Here is a 19,190-nt window from a genome sequence, read left to right as displayed (position 1 = left end):
TCCCTGATGTGTGGCATTGCTGGGATCATTGGCCGGGTCGACGACGACAATCGCGCAGCGCTGCAGCGCATGAACGACGCCATGCTCCACCGGGGTCCCGATGCCGGAGGGACGTGGGTCTCCGAGCCGGATGAGCGAGGCTGGGGTGCGCTGCTCGGCCACCGTCGCCTTGCCATTCTCGATCTCTCGCCGGCCGGTGTGCAGCCCATGACAGATCCGGTCACCGGACATGTCATCGTCTTCAACGGTGAGATCTACAACTTCGCCGATCTGCGGCAGCGCCTGGCCGCGGAGGGGCAGACGTTCAACTCGACGGGCGATACCGCGGTGATGCTGCGCGCGCTCGGCCTGCACGGCCCTGAGGCCGTGGCCTGGCTGCGCGGCATGTTCGCGTTCGCCTGCTGGGATCCGAAGCAGCGCCGGCTGCTGCTGGCGCGCGATCCGCTCGGCATCAAGCCGCTCTACGTGGCCCGTGCGGCGAGTCCCGACGCCGGCTGGTCGCTGGCGTTCGCGTCGGAGCTGCGCGCGCTGCTGGCGTCGGGCCTTCTCGGCAAGCCGCAACTCGATCCGCAGGCCGTTGCCAGCGGCGTTTGGAACGGCTTCGTGGTCGGGCCGGGAACGGCGGTCAAGGGCGTCGAGTTGTTGGCTCCCGGTCATCTCACCGCTTTCGACGGGGCCGGCCACACGGTTCGCGACGAGGATTTCTGGACCATCCCCGGCCATGCGCCACAGCAAGGCATGGACGAAGAGCAGCTTGCCGCCATTCTCCAGGACACGCTGGGCCTGCATTTGGCCAGCGACGTGCCGCTCGCGGTGTTCCTCTCCGGCGGCGTCGATTCCTCCGTCATGGCCAATCTGGCTCAGCGTGCGGCCAAGAGCCCGATCCACACCTTCACGCTCGCCTTCGAAGAGCAGGAGCTGAACGAGGGGCCGATCGCGCGCCGCATTGCAGGGGCCATCGGCACCGAGCACCATGAGGTGGTGCTGACCGAGCAGCACTTCGTCGACAATCTCGATGCAGCGCTCGACAGCCTCGACCAGCCGACCTTCGATGGTCTGAACGCCTACTACATGTCGCACGCGATCCGCGGCGCCGGCTTCACCGTGGCCTTGTCGGGCACGGGCGGCGACGAGTTGTTCGGCGGCTACACGTCCTTCCGCGACTTGCCGGTTCTGCAGCAATGGTCGCGGCGCACGGCGTGGTTGCCCGACACTCTGAAGGTCGCCGCAGCGGCGCTGGCCTCGCGCATGCTGTCGTCGTCCGGCGGCGCCGTCGCGCCGCAGACGCGCTGGGCCAAGCTGCCGGACATGGTTCGGCGTAGCGACGATCTCCTGGCGCTTTATCAGATGGCCTATGCGCTGTTCCTTCCCGGCTTCCAGCGCGAGCTGCTCGCGTCCGACCTCGTCGCGACGTTGAACGACGGTCTGCCGGCGGCGATGAAGGCGAAGATCAGCGCGGAGACCCGCGCGCGTACGCCGCTATCGGCGATCAGCGTGATGGAGCAGCGCCTGTTTCTTGGCGAGCGCCTGCTGCGCGACAATGACGTGGCGAGCATGGCAGCCTCGTTGGAGCAGCGCGTACCGCTGGTCGATCAGGTGCTGTTCGAAAGCGTCGACCGGCTGCCCGAGCCGACGCGCTACGAGCCGCTGCGCAGCAAGGCGATGCTCCGGCGCATCGGCCTGCGGGGCCTCGACCTCTCGCTGTTCGATCGCCCCAAGAGCGGCTTCGTGCTGCCGCTGGATCGCTGGATCCGGCGCGGCTTGCAGGATGCGATGGACGAGACCTTGCGCGATCCGCAGGCGATCGCGGCAGTGGGTCTTGCGCCCGCGGCGGTGGAACGGCTCTGGCGCGCCTTTCTCGATGGCGCCCCGGGAATCTATTGGTCCCGCGTCTGGTCGATCTACGTGTTCGTCCGCTGGTGCCACCGCCACCGCGTCTTCCGCTGACGGAAGACGAGCGAGGCGCCGGCATCGACGCCGGACCGCTCAGGCCTCCGGCATGACGATTCCGCCGCACACCGGCACGCGCACCCCCGTGACGAAGCTTGCGAGGTCGGAGGCCAGAAAGGCGATCATGTTGGCGACGTCCTGGTCGTAGCCACGGCGTCCGAGCGGCACGGAGCGCTCATAGAGCGGCTGCACCTCGTCGCGGTCGCGGCGGTCCTTGTCGGAGATGACCCAGCCCGGCGCAACCTGATTGACCGTGATGCCGTGTTCTCCGAGTTCTTTCGCCAGCGAGCGCAGCATGCCGTCCATCGCGCATTTGGCTGCGGTGTAGGGCGCGCGGTTCGGCAGCGCCAGACTCGTCATTTCCGTGCCGAGCGAAATCAGGCGCCCCCATCTGCGCTCGATCATCGGGCCGGAAAACACCCGTGCGGTCGCCCAGGCCTGCAGGACGGAGGAGCGAAACACCCGATCGAACTGGTCGGCCGTCTGATCGACGACGGGGCGCTCATCGAACCAGGTCACCGCATTGTTCACGACGATGTCGACCGGGCCGAGTTGGCTCTCCGCGATCCCGCGCATTGCCTCGACATCCTCGAGCTTTGCAACGTCACCCGCGACCGTGCAGGCGCGCTGTGGGGCGAGTTCGTTCAACTCGTCGCGCAGTCGCTCGGCGGTATCGCGTGCCGTCAGGTAATGGATGGCGACCTTCGCGCCGCAGGCCGCCAAGGTTCGTGCGATCGGCCGGCCGATTTCTCCCGCCGCACCGGTGACGAGCGCGACCCTGCCCGACAAATCGATCTGCAGCGGCGACCTCAGGGGCTTCAGCGCCGGGTCGTCCGGCAGTGGGCCCAGCGTATTTCGTCGAATTCGTCGTGCAACAGCGCTCGCGATCCGCATACGCCGGCCTCCAACCATCATTCAATGTCAACGGAACGACATTAAATGCCCGGCGCACGAATTAAATTACACAATTTGCCGCATTATACCTGACGATGGCTCGGCAGATTGGCGGATGCCCGGCGCTGCTCGTGCCGCGTGCTGCGATGTCGTGTTCTGATTCCGCCGGAGTGATCAGGACGCGTGCGTCGTCGGGCTCTCGACGAGACGATCGCGAAGCTGCCAGCTTTTGCGGCTCGAGTCCTGGGCCTGCTCGGTGACCGGGGCGCCGGCTGGCGCAGGCCTGAACCTGTGCCTGAGCTGCCTGAAATACGGCTCGACGAAGCGTTCGATCGCAGCCGCATAGACCACCGCGATCAGGAGCGTCAGCGGAAAGAGCAGATAGGGCTTGGCTGCGATCGCTGGGACATTCTTGTCGATGGTTCGGATCACGACATTGTGGATCAGATAGATCGCATAGGAGTAGGTGCCGAGCGTCATCATATAGGAGCGGTTGAGTTCACGGAACAGCGGCGCGTCGGCGAAACGGACGGCGAGGTAAAATAGCGGCATCAAGGCCAGTCCCTGAATGCTGTAGCGGGCCGTCTCCCGAAAGGTCGGGTCGCGGTAGAGCAGGGAGAGCAGCAGCACGGCCGCGGCGCCCAGCAGCAGCGCCCAGTGCGCTGCCGACATCGCGCCGTGTTCCCTCCGTTGCCGCATCGGATTCGTCATGAGCGCCAGGATGCAGCCATAGGCGATCGAGTCGATGCGCGTATCCGACCCGTAATAGGTGCGGTCGGAGAAGAAGCCGGGCGCGTGCACCAGATGGATGCGCCAGGCGAGCACGCCGAGACAGACGAGCCCGAGCAGCACGCCGATGGTGCGGGGGCGCAGTGCAGACCCGAGCAGCACGATCATCAGCAAGGGATAGGCGATATAGAAATGCTCCTCGACCGCAAGTGACCAGAGAATGCCGGTGCCGTCCGGGACCGTATTGCCGGGATCGAAGAACAGGCCATAGTAGTTGGCGAAATAGAGGAGCTGCGCCGCCAGCCCCTTGGCGGTGATCCCGCCATCCAGCAGGCCGGTAAAGGTGAGCCCATAGGCGATCGCCAATGTGAGCAGCAAGGGCGGCATCAGCCGGAACACGCGCCGTGCGTAGAAGCTTGGGACGTTGATGGTCGAGGTGCGCTCGTGCTCCGACAGCATGAGCGTCGAGATCAGAAATCCGCTCAGGAAGAAGAAGATCGTGACTCCAAAGCCGCCTGGAATCACCGTCTGAAGCCCGGAATGGCCGAGAACGACGATCAGGACCGAGAGCGCGCGTATGCCGTCCAGGGAGGGAATGACCGGAGAAGGGCCGGCTTGCCCATTCGTTGCGGCGGCCGTCTCTGCAGATGAGACGCCGTCACCCGGATCTCCGAGCGGAGCGGACAAGGAGGCGGCGCGAAGACGACTGAACGCGAAATTCATGGCCATGATATCCGGACGAGCCCGAGAATGAATTGCTTCGCAAAAGGTCGCTTCATCGCCGCGGTCCGCGGGCCGATCATCTCGTGTCGGCGAGGGGGTGACTGGCTTGCCAGAGCCGGGCCCGCTCGGCATTGATCCGTGCTGTCGCGGCACGCTTGCCCAGCCGCAGACAGGCGCGCTGATAGGTACGGAGGAAGCGTCGAAACTCCGGATCGTCGTAGCGCGGCAGGCCCTTCAGCCAGCTCCGGAAATAGCCCCACAACATGGCGGTGCTGCCGATCAGTGCAGGATAGGCGGGCAGATGATAGACGGCGACCGCCAGGTGATAGAGCGGTGATGTGCCCATGAAATACTGGCCGAAACCCTTGCGCAGACGTCCCGTCCAGATGCCCTTGTGGCTTGCGCCCTGCGGACGCAGATGAATGAAGCGCAGCGGCTCGGTGTCGACGCTTTCGGCAATCCAGCCGAGCATGCGGCAGCGGTGGCAGTCGATGCCGTCCCACATCACCTGGCGCACGAAGCCGCCGATCTCCTGGAAGCAGGCCACGCGGTAGAACTTGGTCATGCCGACCGACATCTCGTCGCCGCAGACCTCCGGCTCGAGGGCGCCGGTTTGCGGGTGGACGAACCATGGCTTGCCCGATGTGGTTCCGACGCGCGGATCGGCCTCCATGCGCGCCATCAGCAGCTCGAAGTAGCGCGGGGGCAGGTCGAGGTCCATGTCGAGCTTGCACAGATAGTCGTAGTCCTCGAGCCGGACGGTCTCGAGGCCCGCATAGAACGCCTCGATCACGCCGGGGCCGACCTTGCGTCCGCCGCGGTCGGCGCGGCGCACGACGCGCAGATAGGGCAGGCGCCTCGCATACTCCTCGAGAATGGCGGGGGTCTGGTCGGTCGAGCCGTCGTCGACCACGATCCACAGCGTCGGCGGCACCGTCTGGGCCGCCACGCTGTCGAGCGTACGGCGCAGATACTCAGCCTCGTCCCGGCACGGCGAGATCAGCAAATAGCGGCGCGATGGCGTCACGGTCAAAATCCCTTGCAGAAGGCGGCTGGTCGAATGTGAGGCCCGTCGAGCCGCGTCGCTCACGACTTTCAATAATTTAAATCCTGATTTAATATTATGACATGCGGCGTGTCAAAATCATGGTGATTTTAAATCTTGGCGGGTGGCGGCGGACCCGGACGAGGCGGATGGAGGCGGCATGCGGCGAGGCCGCTGGGAAGGCCCAGGGGTGGGCCTTGCCGTTCGCGTCGAGCCGTCTTCCACGCGGCTGGATCTTCCGCGCGGCCGCGCTCGCGGTGCTCAGCCTTGGCGGCGTTGCCGAAGCCGCCGAGCCGCCTGGGTTGCCGCCAGCATCGGACCGCAGTCTGTTGCCGGCGGATCGCTGGGTCGCGTGGAATCCGGGCCTGATGTCGTCGGGAGGCATTCCGAACCGCACCACCATCTACCGGACGCTGTCTCCAAGCGGCGCAGATGACACCGGTGCGATCCAGGCGGCGCTCGGCGCTGCGCCGGCCGGGCAGGTGGTGATGCTTGGACCCGGCACATTCATCGTCAGCGAACCGTTGCTGATCAGCCGCCCGGTGACGTTGCGCGGCTCCGGTGCAGGCACGACTCGGCTGCTAAAGCCGAACGGGGCCCGCGCCAGGACGTCAGCGGTTATGGCCGGTACCCAGGGAATCCTCACACCTGTCGACCCCGGCTCGTACGGCTATGATCCGAAGCCGGTCATCATCGTCGGACCCTCGCGTTGGAACAACGGACCCGACAGCACGGCCTCGCAGAACCTGGCGGCTGACGGCGCGCAGGGCGCGACGACGATCACGGTGGCCGGCACAGCGAATTTCAAGGTCGGCGACGTCGTGCTGCTCGATGAGACGTCGGGCGCATCATGGCAGGCGACGCCGGCAGGCTTCCCGGGGACAGCGAAAGTCTGGCAGGGCGATCGCGTCGCCTGGAACATGCATCACCCGGTCCAACCGGGCGACGACAATGGCGGCTCCAATGCGGCAGGACCGTATGACCAGACGCCCGGCGTGCTCCCGAAGTCGATGTCGTGGTTCGCGCGGACCGACCGGGCGACCGCCGAGATCAAGCAGATCGCAGCCGTGTCGCCCACCACGGTCACGTTCACCTCACCCCTGACGATCAGCTACCGCGTCAGCCATCAGGCGCAGCTCACGCCCTACAGCACCGACCCGAACAGTGGGGGTCACGCTGCCAACAATCGCGACATCCACATCGCCAATGCGGGCGTCGAGCATTTGAGCATCTTGGGTGGTGCGGATGGCGCCCTGCGGTTCGAGGCCGCCGCCTATTCATGGGCCAAATCCATCGAAGTGACGCAGTGGCTCGGTGAAGGCGTCGCGATCAACAACTCGTTCCGGATCGAGCTGCGCGATTCCTATATTCACGCCGGGTCGTGGCCTCAACCGGGTGGTGCCGGATACGCCATCAGTCTCGCTCTGGGCTCGTCGGAGGTGCTGGTCGAGAACAACATTCTTGTCGATGTCTGCAAGAACATGGTGTTTCGCTCCGCAGGTGCAGGCACCGTCGTCGGCTACAACTACGCTGACGATTCGTTCGATTTCGACAATCCCGGTTGGGTCGAGGTCGGCATCAATGCGTCACACATGGCCGGCTCGCATCACGTGCTGTTCGAGGGCAACCTGTCTCACAACGCCGACAGCGACTACACGCATGGCAACGCCATCTATCTGACCTTCTTCCGCAACCATCTGACCGGGCAGCGTCAGCGTTTCGTCGACCGATCCGGAATTCGCACTGTTGGCCTCGCCTATGGATCGTGGTGGGACTCCTTCGTCGGCAACGTGCTCGGACGCCCGGGGCGCATGGGCGGCTGGGTCTATGACGATCCGTCGATGCGGGCAAACGTTGCCCGTTGGGGGCAGGGCGGGGCAGGCAACATCTGGATGCTCGGCTATGATCCGGAACGATGGACGATGGCTCCGGATCCGAAGACGTTGGCGACGGTGATCCGCGGCGGCAATTTCGATTATCTCACCAATCACGTGGTTTGGACCGATGGCCTGCCCGCGCAGCCGCTACCGGCCTCGCTCTATCTGCGGGCCAAGCCCGGCTTCTTCGGCGACCATCGCTGGCCCTGGGTCGATCCGGTTGCCGAGACCAAGCTTCACGTGCTTCCGGCAAAGGCCAGGCTCGATGCCGGGGCGCCCTTCGCCGCGGCGCCAGGAGCAACGCAATAGACCGTCCCGATGCTCGCTACGAGGGCGCGGCGGCGTCCGTCATGTGCGGATGCCGAGCCGAGGCCGCCACGCGAGTCGCGCACGGACGGAGCCAATCGATTGCCTGGACGCTGATTGACGGGAGGGCATGCTCAGCGGCAACCGGCGCCAGTATCGCGCGGCTTCGACCGTGACGAGCACGAACACGACCCAGGAGACGTCGAAGGCGCGGAGCCACAAGGTCTCCAGGAAATTGTAGAACATCACGAACAAGGCGACCGACAGCAGGATCCATGCTCGCTTGGCGTCATGTTTCATGACGCGTCCGATGACGTGCACAGTGGTCACGAGAAAGACGAGCAGGAACGTGAGGCCGACGTAGCCGAGCTCCAGCATCGCATCGTAGTAGCCATTGTGCGAGTTCGGCATGGCTTTCACCCAGCCAGGGGCCTCGGTGATGCTCGGCGCGTCCGCTCCGACCAGCCAGAAGCTCTGATAGCCCCATCCGAGCAACGGCCTCTGCGCGATCTGCGTTTCGGAGAAGGCCCAAATGGTCGTTCGGCCCGTGAAACTGGAATCGCCCGTCAACAGATAGGCGATCCGGCCGGTGTTGAAGCCGGCGAGCTGGCCGATCACGAAGTAGCTCAGAACGATGACTGCGAGCACCAGGACGGGCGCAAGCCGCAGCGCGCGCGCCGTCACGAGCGTCAGCATTGCCAGGACGGGAGCGAGGAGCGCAAGACCAAGCGCCGTCTTGGAGCTGGACAGGAAGATCAGGACGACCGCTCCGACGGCAACCAGGAGCCCGAGCACACGACGATGGCCGGGATAGAGCAGCTCATGGACCGACAGTAGAAAGGCGATGGCGGCAAACTCGCCCAGCAGGTTCTTCCCCGAGAAATAGCCCTGATAGCCGATGTCGACCAGAGCCGTGCCGTATTGCGCGTAGGTGGCGTAGCCGCCGGGGATCAGCAGCACGTTCAGGATCGCCCCGATCGCAAAGCAGGCGAACATGCCGCGCAGAAGGTCCGCTCTCGGATTCGACAACAGGGCCGGCAGCACCACGGCGGTCAGCACCATCGCTTCCTGAACGAAACGGACGAAGGCGAACTCCGGCTTGAAGGCCCAGGCGACGCTGGCGCCGGCCAGGCCAAAGTATACGCAGAGGCTGACGATGTTGGGCGGCGCGGCCAGACGGGTCCCGCGCGCCAGGCGCTGCGCGGCGACGATGATGGCGACCGCGGCCAAAGCGGGCCAGAAGATCCGGTTCTCCGTGCGGCTTTCCAGCAGGCCTTGAAGCCCGGGCGACGGCGGAAAGCTGAAATAGATCAGCGGCTGAATGAGCGACGAATAGGCGAAGGCCAGGACCGGGATCACCGCGCAGATGTCGAACGCGCCCGCAGAGGAGCGCGGCGCCGCGGCCGTTGAGGATGTCGTCACCTGAAATCTGGGCATCCGAGTTCTGCTTCCAAACTGTCCGAATGGACCATCCGGCGGGCCGCCCCGCGGCAGGTCCTGTGAACATTATCCCGATGCGGTTTTAAATAAAGACGTTTCGTCGAAGCCTCTACGCATTGCCGAGTGGCTGCCGGAAATATGCTCTTTCTTTCACAGATAAACCACATTAAATAAATCAAATGATTTAAAATTAAATGATCGATTTTGGGGGCTGTCCCGCTCTTCGGGGGCCGGCGCCGCCGTCGGGATCCATAAGGCGGCCATCCTCGTGCAGCGGACAGATTGAGGGAGTTCGGTCGATGCTCACCACGCAGGAGTTGCAGGAGGTCGGGCGATCCTCCTATCGCGTGGGCGGTCAGAGCACGGGCCGCGGACGGCCCGAAGTCGACGCGGTGACGCTCGATCCGGCGGTCCACGACGACTTGTCGCGCGACGTCTATTGCATCCTCGGAGTGCCGATCGACGCCATCGGCATGCGCGGTGTGCTCGGTCGCATTCGCGACGCGGCCCGCTGCAAGACCCGTTTGTTGATCTCCACTCCCAATCTCAATTTCCTGGTCGCGAGCCAGTGGGACCGGAGCTTCAGGCAGTCGCTGATCCTGAGCGACCTCTGCACAGTCGATGGCATGCCGGTGGTGTGGATCGCCCGGCTCATCGGCATTCCGATCAAGAGCCGCACCGCCGGTGCCGACATCTTCGATGCGCTGAAGTCGGACGCCGGGTCTGCAAACGCTCTCAAGCTGTTTCTGTTTGGCGGACCGCAGGGTGCCGCAGAACGTGCTGCGCGGACGCTGAACGGCGAGCCGGGCGGGCTTCGCTGTGTCGGCTGGTCGAACCCGGGCTACTGCTCTGCCGAGGAGATGAGCCGGGATCACATCATCGAGGAGATCAACGCCAGTGGTGCGGACTTCCTGGTTGCGTCCTTGAGCAGTCAGAAGGGGCAATCCTGGCTGCTGCGCAACCACGACCGGCTCGCGATTCCGATACGCGCCCATCTGGGCGCCGCGCTCAACTTCCAGGCCGGTACGGTCCGGCGGGCGCCGTCGGTCCTGCGCAGCCTGGGCCTGGAGTGGATGTGGCGCATCAAGGAGGAGCCTTATCTCTGGCGACGCTACTGGAACGACGGGACGGCGATGCTGGGGCTGCTGTTCACTCACGTGATGCCCTTCGTGCTCTGCACCTGGTGGATGCGGCGTACGCATGAGCGCGGGGAGGCGCTGACGATCACGCAGGACCATGGCGCGCGGGTGGTGACCTTGAGCCTCTCCGGGCCAGCAGATGCACGTCACGTCGACCGGGCCATTCCGGTATTTCGTGCCGCAGCTGCGGCCCGCAAGCGGGTGACGGTCGATTTCTCCAATGTCTGCGCCATCGATGCGCGCTTCCTTGGGCTGCTGCTGATGCTGAGGAAGCAGCTGGAGGCTCAGGGCTGCGTTGCATCCTTCGTCGGAGTCTCGCCGCTGATGGCGAGAATATTCCGCTTCGGCGGCCTGGATCTTTCCTGAGGCCGCTGCCGTTCTGAGCTCTCGCCGATGGCCGCGAACAGTTTTTCCGCGGTGCAGTGTTGCCGCCATGCGCTTGCCCGAATCCGCCCGAGCGGCTTAGCTCATCGCTAACCATTCGCCGCTAGCCTCTCGACACGGCCGAGGAGGCATGAAGATTGATGTGGGTGATCGCGCTTCATTTCGGGGCCGGGGCAGTTGCGGGAGCGATCTTCAACGTTCGCACGCTGATTGTGCTCGTCGCCCTCGTCGCCGTGGAGTGCATCGCGGTTGCGGCCGCGAGCGGCCTGTCGACTGCGCTTCTGTCGGCCGGCGGTCTGGTTGCCGTCCAGGTCGGCTATCTCGTCGGCATCTATCTCCGCAGCGTCCTCGAGCGTGCCGGCCTCGCCCATCCCTCCATCCGGCCCGAGCATCAGCGCTGATGCGCCCGTTCATTCGGCCATGACGCGCCCGTAGCGGGCGTAATATTCATGGTTGTAGTAGTCGCCGAAGTGGTTTGCATAGAGCTTCAGCGCCTTCATGTCGGTCTTGTTGAGCACGACCCCGAGCAGCGCGTCATAGACATTCGGCGCCGTGTTCAGTGCATGCTCGACCACCTCGGCCGGTGTCCGCCCCCATTCGACGACGAGGACGAAGCTGTCGAGCAGCCCCGAGACGGCGCGCGCATCGGCAACCGGCGCGAGCGGCGGAAGATCGACGATGACGTAGTCGTAGCTCTCACGCAGCCGCTCGAACAGCTTGCGCATCTGCTCGTTGGCCAGGATGTCACTGGTGTCGCGATGTGCCGCGCCCTTGCCGGGCAGGAACTGCAGCCGCGTCACTGGATCGGTCCAGACGGTGTCTTCGAGCCGCTGTGCGCCCGAGACGACGTCGGCGATGCCCATTCCGGCGTCGGGAGCGAGCATGCCGGAGAGGGACGGGTTTCTGAGATCGCAATCGACCACGATCACCCGCTTTCCCGAGCTGGCAATCGACTGCGCGAGCGAGGCAGCGATGATCGATTTGCCCTCGTTTGGCAGCGCGGAGGTGAGCCCGAACACCTTCCGCGACGTCCGGCTCGGATCCTGATCGATCGCGACCTTCAGCGAGCGGATCGATTCCGCGAACCGAGAGGAGGGCATGGCTGATGCGGCCCAGCACGTTCCCGCACCTCTTGCGACCAGGCGCTGGCTGCAATCCGCGTCCGCCCTGTCGACCGAGCCCGGCGCGGCCTCCTTGGTGATCCTGTTGACCTCGTCCTGCTTCAGCAGGGGCACGACCGAGAGACAGGGCAGACGCAGACGATCTTCGACCTGATGCGTGGTTCGGAAGCTGCGATCCCGCATTTCTCTCAGCAGCCCCAGGCCGCCGCCGAGCGCAAGGCCGCCGAACAGCCCGATCGCCAGCAGCATGATCGACTTCGGCTTGCTCTTCTTCTTCGGGGGCGTCGCGGCGGAGATGACGCGGGCCTTCGTGATCGGAAACGAGCCCTGCTGGACCGAGCCCATGTAGCGCTGCAGGAAGGTATCGTACAGGGCGCGGTATCCCTTGGCGCTGGTCTCGAGCTCGCGGATGCTGACCTCGGCGGCCCGGGTGTCCTGCGACCGGGCCACGGCCTGCGCCAGCTGCTTTTCGACCTCCTGCTGCTGCTGCTTGGCTTCCGCATAGTCGTGCCTGGCGACGTCGGCAAGGCGTCGCACCTCGTCGAAGATCGCCTGGCGGATGCTCTTCATCGCGGCGCGGATATTGACGACGGCCAGATGGTCCTTGCCGTATTTGGCGGCGTACTCGTATTCCCGCTTCGCATTGTCGAGATATTGCTGACGCAGGCTGTTGATGATCAGCGTGCTGTTTGAATTGCTGAGCGACAGCCCGTCGGGCGGATTGAGATTGCCGCTCAGCTCGGCCGGGGAGAAGTCAGAGACCGCAGCAAAGCTCTCGATCGGCGTGTCGGCATTGGTCGCGGCCAGCATCTCGTCGAACCGGTTGAGCCGGGTCATCAGCGAGGCCGTATGCGTCCGGGCGGCGACCAGGCGGTTGGTCAGTTCGGTGACCTGCTGCTGATCGATGAACTTGCCGTCGGCCGTGACGATGTTGTGCCGGCTCTTCAGATCGTTCACGGCGCGCTCGGCCGCGGTGGCGTCGTTGCCGAGGTCCTGCAGACGATCGTGCAGCCATGCCGTGACGGTGCGGTGCTCGTTGGCCTCCGCCTTCAGCTGCTGGTCGAAATATTCCTTGACGATCGCATTGGCGATCATTGCGGCCCGCTTCGGATCGCTGGCGCTGAAGTCGACTTCGACGACGGTGCTGGTGCCGATCCTGAAGGCGTTCATGCGACGCTGAAACTCGTCGAGCAGATCGTCCATGGATGGCGTCGTCGGCTCCGGCGTGGCGCTCACCAGCCGGCGGATGGCATCCACGGCGCCATGCAGGGGGCTCGCTTTGCCGCTGAAGTCGGGATCATCGGCCAGGTTCAGCTTGGTGATGACGGCCGTCGCGATCGACTTGGATTTCAGGATCTCGATCTGGGATTCCATGTCGAGCGGCGGATCGTCCTGCGCCGGCTGAGGCTGCAGGACGGGGGGCTTGGCGCCGCCCAGCATGATCTTCACGTCCGCCGAATAGGTCGGCGGCACGATCTTGAGAACGGCGAAGCTCGCAGCGAGCGAGACTGTGGCGGTGATCGCGATCACGAGGTAGTGCCGGCGCAGGAATCCCAGCGCCAGATCAAATGGTCCGGGGCCGGCCCGCTCCCAGCCATGGTCCTGTTGAGGATTGTAGGCAACTGCGCTTGCGTTGGGATTGTGCAGCATGTTTTTGAAGCTTCATCAGTTGCGCTGCGGACGTCGGAGCCGTCCGGATGCCTGCCAAGACAAGGATTTGATGTGTTGGGTCATTAAATTATCAGAGGGGGCGCTTGATTTAATTTATATTAAATATAATTTTGCCCAGCAAGTGGCCTTTTAAAATTAAATAATTTCTGTGGCAAAAGCATGTGGCGCCGCGGGATGCCGGCATGAGGTTGTCGGGGACGGACCTGATCTTGCTCGGGCCGGGCGCGTCACGGCCAATCCGCGAAATCGAGAACGGCGCGGGCTTGTCCGGCGGTTCGTTGCGACGAGACCCCCTTGCGCCACGCCCCCGGTGCCTGTCCGGTGTGCTTGACGAAGAAGCGGTTGAAATAGGCGCTGTCCTTGAAGCCCAGTGCGAACGCGATCTGCTTGATCGTCGCGGTGGTGGTCTCCAGGCGGGTCGCAGCCTCCTGGACGACGCGCTGCTGGATCAGCGCGCTCGGCGAGCGCTTCAGCGCGCCGGTGCACAGCGCATGCAGGCGGTCCGGCGTGACGCCGAGCAGGGCTGCGTAGTCGGCCACGCGCAATTGCTGATGAAAGCGTTCCTCGACCAGCCGGCGGAAGCGGCTCAGGATCTCGGCGCTCGAGCCTTGCGCCTCGCCGGCGCTCTCGTCGGCGAACAGCCTCCAGAAGCGCAGCACGCACAGGGTCAGCTCCGCCGACAGGATCGAGACGGCGCCGCGCCTGGCCGGATTTTCGAGCTCCGCGGCGATGGCCGCGATCGAGCGCGCCATCACTGCTGCAAGCTCGGCTGAGACGGCGAACGCCAGAACGGCTTCGGTGCCTGCGAGGTCGAGATAGGCCGGCTCGGCCGAGGACGGCAGATGGCGGTGCCAGAGGCCGGAGCGCAGCCGAAGCAGGTGACCGGCCGCGCCGGCCGCGATGTCGAGCTGCTCGGCGCATCCTGCCGGCAGCCAGACCAGCGAAGGACCGCTCCAGATCGGCATCTCCTCGGCTGTGAAGCGCACCGAGGCCTGTCCCGTCGACAGGCAGAGCAGGTGAATGAAGGGCCGGGCGGCGTCGGAGCGTAGCGACCACCGCCTCGGCTCGAAATGCGAGGAAATGGCCTCGGCGCCGACCGTGGCGGGGTTGCCGCGCGGCGGGCGCAGGGCCAGGGCCGCGTCATTGTGCGCGGCCACCGGGCCAGAAAAGTACACTCTTTTGCCGGAACCGTCCATTGCGCCACCCAAGCCCGCGGTGTTTCCCTCGTCAAGCCCCCAACGACCGCAAACAAAAACCGCGGACCGAGGCGGGGAGCAGAGGAACGTCAATGCTTCACCCGCGCAGCGCGCGCGTGAACACCGGAGGAGGACAAACGGATGACTTCGACGAACCGTCGTCAGTTGTTGCGCATCGCGGGGGCCGCGGCGATCGCGGCCGGCCTTGGCGCCACGGCCGCGCAGGCCGAAACCGACAAGATCCGCATCGGTTACGCCATTTCGAAGACCGGCCCCTATGCCGGCGGCGCCGGCATCACCACGCTGCCCAACTACCAGCTGTGGGTGAAGGACGTGAACGCGGCGGGCGGCATCAAGCTCGGTGACAAGAAGCTGCCGGTCGAGATCGTCGAATATGACGACCGCAGCTCCTCGGAGGAGGCGGTGAAGGCGATCGAGCGCCTCGCCAACCAGGACAAGGTCGATTTCATCCTGTCGCCCTGGGGCACCGGCCTCAACCTCGCGGTTGGTCCGACCCTCAACAAGCTTGGCTATCCGCATCTCGCGGTCACCTCGGTGACCGACAAGGCGCCGGAGCTTGCCAAGCGCTGGGCCAACGCCACCTTCTGGCTCGGCACCTCGGCGCAGATCTCCAACGGCCTCGCCGAGCTGCTCGGCAAGCTCAAGAGCGAGGGCAAGATCGGCGGCACCGTGGCGATGGTCAGCGTCGCCGACCAGTTCGGCATCGAGCTCGCCGCGGCCGGACGCGAGGCGTTCAAGAAGGCCGGGCTGACGATCGCCTATGACAAGACCTATCCGATGGGCTCGCAGGACCTGCAGCCGCTGCTGAAGGATGCGATCGCGGCCAATGCCGATGCCTTCATCGCCTTCAGCTATCCGCCGGATACGATCGGGCTGACCGAGCAGGCGCAGCTGCTGAAGTACAATCCGAAGGTGTTCTATGTCGGCGTCGGCACCGCGTTCCCGCTGTTCAAGGGCAAGTTCGCCGCCAACAGCGACGGCGTGATGGGGATCGGCGGCTGGAATGCCGATTCTCCGCCGCTGAAGGACTATCTTGCCCGCCACAAGGCGGCGACCGGGCAGGAGCCGGATCGCTGGGCGAGCTCGATCACCTATGCCAGCCTGCAGGTGCTGCAGCAGGCGATCGAGAAGGTCGGCAAGGTCGATCGCGCCGCGGTCGCCAAGGAGATCCGCGAGGGCTCCTTCGACACCATCATCGGCAAGGTCAAGCTGAAGGACGGCCTGCTGCAGGAGGTCTGGAGCGTCGGCCAGTGGCAGAACGGCGAGTTCTACGCGCTGTCGCCGGCCTCGCTGCCGGGCGCCCGCGCGGCGGTCGTGCCGAAGCCCGAGTGGAAATAGCCGAGACGAGACCGTGAGCTTGCGGGCGCGCGTGATGTCATGCGCGCCCGCGGGCCTCGCGCAAGAGGCACCCATCCCATGCTGCTGTTCGACATCCTGTTGCCCGGCCTCGTGCTGGGCGGCATGTATGCCCTGATCGCGCTCGGCCTGACGCTGCAATATGGCGTCGCGCGGATCATGAACCTGTCCTACGGCGAGTCGCTGGTCGCGGCCGCCTTCGGCACGCTGTCGCTGTATTCGGGCCTCAAGCTCAGCCCGCTGCTGGCGCTCGTGCTCGCGATCCCCGCGGCCGCACTGCTCAACTGGCTGCTCTATCGCCTGCTGCTGCAGCGCCTGATCCGCCGCAGCAAGGATCGGGGCGCGCAGGAGGTCGACAGCATCCTGGTGACGTTCGGCGTGCTGTTCGTGATCCAGGGCGTCATGCTGGTCGCGTTCGGTGGTCAATACTACAGCTATAGCTATCTCTCCATTCCGGTGACGGTGCTCGGCTCGACCCTGGCCGTGAATCGCCTGGTCGCGCTCGCTTTCGCCGCGCTGATCGGCACTGCGGTGTATCTCGCACTGACGCGGACGCGGCTCGGCACCGCCGTGCGTGCGGTCGCCGTCGATCCCAACGCCGCGCAGCTCGTCGGCATCGATGTCGGCCAGCTTGCCGGCCTTGCCTTCGCGTTCGGCGGCGGGCTCGTCGCCGCCGGCGGCGTGCTGGTCAGCATGTTCCTCACCTTCAACGCCTCGATGGGCGTGGTCTTCACGATGAAGGCGCTGGTCGTGGTCATCATGGGCGGCGTCGGCAACGTCATGGGCGCGCTGGTCGCTGGCCTGCTGCTCGGCGTGGTCGAGACCGCGGTGGCGCGGCTGGTCGATCCCGGGCTGACCCTGGCGGCGACCTTCGCGCTGTTCCTCGCTGTGCTGCTGATCCGGCCGACCGGACTGTTCGGAAAGGCGGCGTCGTGACCTCGCCCGGAAAAATTCTCGCCTGGTGTATCGGGCTCGCAGTTGCTGCGGCTGCGATCACGCTGCCGCTTTATGCCAACGGCTATTATCTCGCGCTCGGCATCAGCATTCTCTATTTCACGGTGCTGGCGACCGCCTGGGCGATGTTCTCCGGCCCGACCCGCTACGTGTCGCTGGCGACGGCGGCGTTCTTCGGCATCGGCGCCTACACGGCTGCCGTCACCGGTGAAACGCTGAGCTGGCCGCTGCAGCTGCTGACCGCCGCGGGCGTCGGCGCCGTTGTTGCGGCAATCACCGGGCTGTCGACGCTGCGGCTGTCCGGCATCTACTTCATCATCTTCTCGTTCGGCCTCGCCGAGCTGATCCGCCAGCTCGTGATCTGGTACGAGGTCAACATCCACAAATCGGTCGGCCGCTATCTGTTCAGCGACATCACCCAGGAGATGCTGTACTGGCAGCTCTGCGCGCTGACCGCGCTGGTGTTCCTGACCGGCTTCGTGCTGACGCGCTCGCGCTTTGGCCTTGCGCTGCGCGCGATCGGCGCCGACGAGACCGCCGCGCGCCATTCCGGCATCGACGCCACGGCGGTGAAGCTTGGCGTCTTCATCGTCAGCGCCGTGTTCATGTCGGTGACCGGCGCGATCATGGCGCCGCGCTGGACCTATATCGATCCCGCCATCGCCTTCAACCCGATGATCTCGTTCCAGGTCGTGATCATGGCGCTGCTCGGCGGCGCCGGCGCGCTGATCGGGCCGGTGCTCGGCGTGATCCCGCTGGTGCTGCTGTTCGAGGTGCTGACCGCGGCGCTGCCCAACCATTTCAGCATCGTGCTCGGCCTGATCTTCATCGGCATCGTCCTGGCGCTGCCGAAGGGGGTGGTCGGGCTGGTCGATCAGGTCTGGCGCCGCGAGCGCAGCAAGGTCGCCGCGGTCAAGCCGCTGTCGGGCGGCGGAACGCTGCTCGCGGCCGAGACTGTCGGCAAGTCTTTCGGTGGCCTGCGCGCCGTCGACAAGGTCAGCCTGGACGTCCGCGCCGGCGAGATCCTCGGCGTCATCGGGCCCAACGGCTCCGGCAAGACCACGCTGCTCAACATGCTCTCCGGAGCGCTGGTGCCGTCGGACGGCACCATCCGCTTCGACGGCGCCGTCATCAACGGCATGGCCGCCCACAGGATCGCGCGGCTCGGGCTCGCCCGCACCTTCCAGCTGGTGCGCGTGATGCCCGATCTCACGGTCGCCGAGAACGTCGCCACCGCGGCGTTGTTCCGCGGCAGCCGCAGCAGCGCGGCGCAAGAATCCATCCACGAGCTGCTGGTAATGGTGGGGCTCGGCGACATGGCCGACAGCCCGGCGGGCGATCTCACCTATATCGACCAGAAACGGCTGGAGCTGGCGCGCGCGCTGGCGCTGCATCCGCGGCTGGTGCTGCTCGACGAGTGGCTGGCCGGGCTCAATCCGACCGAGCTCGAGACCGGCATCGCCCTGATCGCCTCCTTGCGCGCTCGCGGCATCACCATCGTGATGGTCGAGCATGTCATGGATGCGATCCGTGCGCTCTGCGACCGCTGCGTCGTGATGAGCGCGGGCGTCGTGATCGCGCGCGGCACGCCGGACGAGGTGCTCGCCGATCCCACAGTGATAACAGCCTATCTCGGAGAGCCCGATGCTTGAGATCTCCGGCCTGTCGCACGCATATGGCAAGCACCAGGCGCTTGCCGACGTCACCCTGAACGTCGCGCCGCGCGAGATCATCGCGATCCTCGGCGCCAACGGTGCCGGCAAGTCGACCTTGCTGAAGGCGATCGCCGGCCTGATCCGGCCGCGGGCGGGCGCCGTGATCCGCTTCGACGGCTCAGACATCGCGCAGCTCCTGCCGCATCAGATCGTCGAGCGCGGCATCGCGCTGGTGCCGGAGGGGCGCGGGGTGTTCGGCGACCTCACCGTGGCGGAGAACCTGCAACTCGGCGCCTATCCGGCGCGCGCCCGCGACGGCGAGGACGCGCGGCTCGCGCATGTGCTGGCGCTGTTTCCGCGGCTGACCGAGCGCATGGGCCAGGCGGTGCGCACCATGAGCGGCGGCGAGCAGCAGATGGTGGCGATCGGCCGCGCGCTGATGTCGCGGCCGCAGCTGCTGATGCTCGACGAGCCCTCGCTCGGCCTGTCGCCGCTGCTCAGCCGCGAGGTGTTTCGCGCGCTCAAGACCATCCGCGGCGACGGCGTCGGCATCCTGATGGTCGAGCAGAACGCCCGCGCCAGCCTGGATATCGCCGACCGTGTCTATCTGATCGAGCAGGGACGCAATGCCGGCGATGGCGTGGCGTCCGAAATGAAGAGCAACGCCGACATCCAGCGCGCCTATCTCGGCCAGTCGCGCGAACCAGCTACATCCAAGTCCAAGTAGGA

General features: G+C 65.6%; 14 protein-coding genes. 8 read left to right on the top strand and 6 right to left on the bottom strand.

Annotated elements, in window-relative coordinates; translation table 11 throughout:
- The first annotated feature begins 6 nt into the window (after positions 1-6).
- Positions 7-1,947, top strand: a complete 1,941-nt coding sequence (gene asnB / locus QX108_RS08150; RefSeq protein WP_315779886.1) for an asparagine synthase (glutamine-hydrolyzing) — start codon at positions 7-9, stop codon at positions 1,945-1,947.
- 39 nt (positions 1,948-1,986) lie between these two features.
- Here asnB and QX108_RS08145 read toward each other — a convergent pair whose 3' ends face one another.
- The 3 genes from QX108_RS08145 to QX108_RS08135 all read right to left on the bottom strand — a co-directional run bounded on the left by QX108_RS08145 (position 1,987) and on the right by QX108_RS08135 (position 5,323).
- On the bottom strand, positions 1,987-2,739 hold the full coding sequence (locus tag QX108_RS08145; RefSeq protein ID WP_315779888.1) for an SDR family NAD(P)-dependent oxidoreductase: 753 nt from the start codon (positions 2,737-2,739) through the stop codon (positions 1,987-1,989).
- Positions 2,740-3,018: 279 nt separating this feature from the next.
- Complete coding sequence (locus tag QX108_RS08140) at positions 3,019-4,296, bottom strand: acyltransferase (RefSeq protein ID WP_315779890.1); 1,278 nt, start codon at positions 4,294-4,296, stop codon at positions 3,019-3,021.
- Positions 4,297-4,372: 76 nt separating this feature from the next.
- A complete protein-coding gene (locus tag QX108_RS08135; protein WP_315720883.1) occupies positions 4,373-5,323 on the bottom strand; it encodes a glycosyltransferase in 951 nt (316 codons plus the stop codon).
- Between the two features lie 215 nt (positions 5,324-5,538).
- On the opposite strand from QX108_RS08135, the gene QX108_RS08130 reads away from it, so the two are divergent.
- Entirely contained in the window at positions 5,539-7,527 is a 1,989-nt protein-coding gene (locus QX108_RS08130; protein ID WP_315779892.1) for a right-handed parallel beta-helix repeat-containing protein, read from the top strand.
- A 39-nt stretch (positions 7,528-7,566) separates the two neighbouring features.
- Here the strand turns inward: QX108_RS08130 and QX108_RS08125 are convergent, their stop codons facing one another.
- Complete coding sequence (locus tag QX108_RS08125; protein WP_315779894.1) at positions 7,567-8,961, bottom strand: O-antigen ligase family protein; 1,395 nt, start codon at positions 8,959-8,961, stop codon at positions 7,567-7,569.
- Between the two features lie 395 nt (positions 8,962-9,356).
- Between QX108_RS08125 and QX108_RS08120 the strand changes: the two genes are divergently transcribed.
- Together QX108_RS08120 and QX108_RS08115 are read left to right on the top strand one after the other, a co-directional pair.
- On the top strand, positions 9,357-10,469 hold the full coding sequence (locus QX108_RS08120) for a WecB/TagA/CpsF family glycosyltransferase (RefSeq protein ID WP_315779896.1): 1,113 nt from the start codon (positions 9,357-9,359) through the stop codon (positions 10,467-10,469).
- A 158-nt stretch (positions 10,470-10,627) separates the two neighbouring features.
- Positions 10,628-10,888 carry a hypothetical protein gene (locus QX108_RS08115; protein WP_315726256.1) on the top strand — a complete coding sequence of 87 codons (261 nt, stop codon included), beginning with the start codon at positions 10,628-10,630 and terminating at the stop codon, positions 10,886-10,888.
- A 9-nt stretch (positions 10,889-10,897) separates the two neighbouring features.
- On the opposite strand, the gene QX108_RS08110 is transcribed toward QX108_RS08115, so the two are convergent.
- Both QX108_RS08110 and QX108_RS08105 read right to left on the bottom strand, forming a co-directional pair.
- Complete coding sequence (locus QX108_RS08110) at positions 10,898-13,258, bottom strand: polysaccharide biosynthesis tyrosine autokinase (protein WP_315779898.1); 2,361 nt, start codon at positions 13,256-13,258, stop codon at positions 10,898-10,900.
- A 248-nt stretch (positions 13,259-13,506) separates the two neighbouring features.
- Positions 13,507-14,454 (bottom strand): helix-turn-helix domain-containing protein, encoded by a 948-nt coding sequence (locus QX108_RS08105; protein WP_315779900.1) that lies wholly within the window; start codon positions 14,452-14,454, stop codon positions 13,507-13,509.
- Positions 14,455-14,616: 162 nt separating this feature from the next.
- Here QX108_RS08105 and QX108_RS08100 point away from each other — a divergent pair, with 162 nt between their 5' ends.
- The 4 genes from QX108_RS08100 (at position 14,617) to QX108_RS08085 (ending at position 19,188) form a co-directional block, all read left to right on the top strand.
- Positions 14,617-15,834, top strand: coding sequence for an amino acid ABC transporter substrate-binding protein (locus QX108_RS08100; RefSeq protein ID WP_315779902.1), 1,218 nt, complete (start codon positions 14,617-14,619; stop codon positions 15,832-15,834).
- Between the two features lie 78 nt (positions 15,835-15,912).
- Positions 15,913-16,788, top strand: a complete 876-nt coding sequence (locus QX108_RS08095; protein WP_172113329.1) for a branched-chain amino acid ABC transporter permease — start codon at positions 15,913-15,915, stop codon at positions 16,786-16,788.
- On the top strand, positions 16,785-18,458 hold the full coding sequence (locus tag QX108_RS08090) for a branched-chain amino acid ABC transporter ATP-binding protein/permease (protein ID WP_315720876.1): 1,674 nt from the start codon (positions 16,785-16,787) through the stop codon (positions 18,456-18,458). Before QX108_RS08095 ends, QX108_RS08090 begins: the two co-directional genes overlap by 4 nt.
- Positions 18,451-19,188 (top strand): ABC transporter ATP-binding protein, encoded by a 738-nt coding sequence (locus tag QX108_RS08085; RefSeq protein ID WP_315779905.1) that lies wholly within the window; start codon positions 18,451-18,453, stop codon positions 19,186-19,188. Before QX108_RS08090 ends, QX108_RS08085 begins: the two co-directional genes overlap by 8 nt.
- Positions 19,189-19,190 lie beyond the last annotated feature (2 nt).

This window comes from Bradyrhizobium sp. SZCCHNR1002 (genome assembly GCF_032381435.1).
In the GTDB taxonomy this organism is placed as follows: domain Bacteria; phylum Pseudomonadota; class Alphaproteobacteria; order Rhizobiales; family Xanthobacteraceae; genus Bradyrhizobium; species Bradyrhizobium aeschynomenes.
Note: the sequence above shows the minus strand (reverse complement) of the source record. Positions and strands in the feature narration are given on the sequence as shown.